Genomic DNA, 1,859 nt, shown 5'->3' with positions numbered 1-1,859 from the left:
GCCGCGTTCTGATAGCGGATCTCGGTCGCGATCGCCTCGAGGGCCTCCGCCTGCCGTTCCATCGCGTCGGCCTGGCGCTCGAGGGCGAGAAACTCGTCGCTCATCGACTCACCTCGAGAGCGTTACTCTGGTTACAGTATCCGGTACGCTTACCGTGGATGCGTGCTATTTCGCTCATGGTCTCACACTTCTGGGACCGCGGACGAACCGCGCGCGCCGCTTGTTGGACCTTGGGGCGCGTGCGGCTGCTGTCCGTCGGTGTTATGTAACGACTGTACGCTAACCTCTTAGTCGTCGCCGTCCGATTTCCGAATTTCCGAAAAGAGAGGAGACGGTGATAACGGCCTTCTCGTAGGTGCTGTTGTCGGAATTGGTTGTTTCCGATAACGATACTCGTCTCGAGCGTGGGCTGTGGGCCGATACTCGAGTACTGCGGTCGATCGGGGGCTTTTTCCCGCGTGTCGTTGGGAGTAAACATGGTTCTTGTCACCAGAGAACCGCACAGACCCGTGCCCCTACACGGGTTTCCTCTCCTACAATCCTCGATGGCTCGAGTCCTGCGTGTCCTCTGTCACCCCCAACAAATCACCTATCTGTATTAAATCTTGATACCATACAGTATCATCTTCAATACCAAATGGTATTATTGACAGACGTGACACCTGCAGTTATGATAAGAAAGCGAGACGGTCGAGTCGATGCGTCCGTTGGTGTCGTGGATGACTAAGTCCGATCCTGCTATTCTCGAGTTCTTCGAGGAAACGGGGATAGCAATGCCACCAGCGGTAGTTTCGTACAATATCGTAGGCGTGTCTCATCCAACGGTCAAGAGGCGACTGCCAAATTTGGTTGAGCACGGGCTACTCGAGAAAGTCGATGATGATCGGGGTTACTACCAGATCACCGACCACGGGCGTGCGTACCTGGAAGGGGAACTCGACGCCAAGGACTTGGAAGAATAATTTTCGAAAACGGTCACAATCTCTCGCCTCGCCAGGTGACTGAACCAGTGCATACCAGAGGTGCGCGCGAGTTCTATTTGGTCGCGAGATCGAGAACAGTTTCGATAAACCAATACTCCCGGATGGAAGGATCAGTTATGATAATCACCGCCAGAATGCAAAATCGCAAGACTGCGGTTCTTCAAGTCCTCACTGGAAGGGTTCTGTCAGACGCTAATTATCATGCGTGAAACCGTCTCACGATGTGTTAATGACAGTTCGATAGTCACTATCCCCAACCTATATAACCTCGAAAACTACTGGTTGCTATCAGCACCAAAACGAACGGCGAGAAAGGGTTGACGCCGGGATGGTTGTGGACTAACCCAATCCCCCATGCGTCGGACGGTGGTACCCTACCGCTGTGAATAAGCTTTCCGACCGTTCAGGGTGCGTGAGAACACAATGGACTTGAAACAAATCAAACCGAAGTTGATCGGAAGCGAAGATGAACGGGCAGTGAGCCCGGTTATCGGGGTTGTACTAATGGTTGCCGTCACCGTCATTCTGGCAGCTGTCATCGCCGCATTCGTGATGGGTATGGGTGACGATCTTGGTGAGTCAGCACCAACAACCTCAATCGATACAAGTACTAATTCCGATTGGTTGCCAACAGATGATGCAGGTGACCTTGACCCCGACTCTGAGTTAGCATATATCTCCCACAATACTGGTGACAGTATCCAAGAAGATGATATGAGAGTTGTCGTTAGAGGTCCGAGTGACCAATCATTTGCAACACTAAATAAGGAAAATAATTGGGAAAATAATCATTTTGAGGTAGAGGCAGACGAAGAGTTCAGAGCAGGAACCACCTATACCCTCATCGCAAATGAAGAGAGCGATCTTTGGGATTAT

General features: G+C 51.5%; 2 protein-coding genes. Both read left to right on the top strand.

From position 1 onward, the window contains the following. The first annotated feature begins 698 nt into the window (after positions 1-698). Complete coding sequence (locus ABD211_RS33165) at positions 699-962, top strand: hypothetical protein (RefSeq protein ID WP_344140492.1); 264 nt, start codon at positions 699-701, stop codon at positions 960-962. Between the two features lie 429 nt (positions 963-1,391). Then, a partial coding sequence (locus ABD211_RS33160; RefSeq protein WP_344140490.1) for a type IV pilin domain-containing protein occupies positions 1,392-1,859 on the top strand: 468 nt, incomplete at its 3' end.

Origin of the sequence: Luedemannella flava (assembly GCF_039528515.1) — a bacterium.
Classification (GTDB): Bacteria; Actinomycetota; Actinomycetes; order Mycobacteriales; family Micromonosporaceae; genus Luedemannella; species Luedemannella flava.
Note: the sequence above shows the minus strand (reverse complement) of the source record. Positions and strands in the feature narration are given on the sequence as shown.

What these genes read in the sequence shown, in the direction of transcription:
- ABD211_RS33165 (WP_344140492.1), top strand. Translation starts at nt 699, where the DNA reads ATGCGTCCGTTGGTGTCGTGGATGACTAAGTCCGATCCTGCTATTCTC.